This window comes from Agrobacterium sp. ST15.13.013, assembly GCF_027956525.1.
GTDB classification, from domain to species: Bacteria; Pseudomonadota; Alphaproteobacteria; order Rhizobiales; family Rhizobiaceae; genus Agrobacterium; species Agrobacterium salinitolerans.
Window position 1 is genome coordinate 1 of record NZ_JAQKGP010000096.1, and the last position, 455, is coordinate 455.

A 455-nucleotide genomic window follows, 5' to 3' on the forward strand; every position below is an offset into this window, starting at 1 on the left:
CGTGGGCTCGGGTTTATCAGCGATGTGGATGAAATTCTCCATTTCTCTGAGCTCGGCGTAGTGTTTCTGATGTTTATCATCGGCCTGGAGCTCAATCCCGCCAAGCTATGGCGACTGCGGAGCTCCATCTTCGGCGTTGGCGCGGCGCAGGTGATGCTCAGCGCGGCGATCCTCGGTGGGTTGCTGATGACGACCGGGTTTTCATGGCAGGCGGCGGTGGTCGGCGGGATCGGCCTGGCGATGTCTTCCACCGCCATGGCGCTGCAGCTGATGCGTGAGAAGGGAATGAGCCGCAGCGAAGCGGGACAGCTAGGCTTTTCGGTGCTGCTGTTTCAGGATCTGGCGGTGATCCCGGCGCTGGCGCTGGTGCCCCTGCTGGCCGGTTCAGCGGATGAGCATGGGAACTGGCTGACGGTCGGCATGAAGGTCCTGGCCTTTGCCGGGATGCTGATTGG

At 62.2% G+C, this 455-nt stretch carries 1 protein-coding gene; it reads left to right on the forward strand.

Translation table 11 applies throughout. The features are described from left to right. The coding region (locus PL597_RS26045; RefSeq protein ID WP_271366660.1) for a cation:proton antiporter domain-containing protein at positions 1-455 on the forward strand (455 nt) is incomplete at both ends.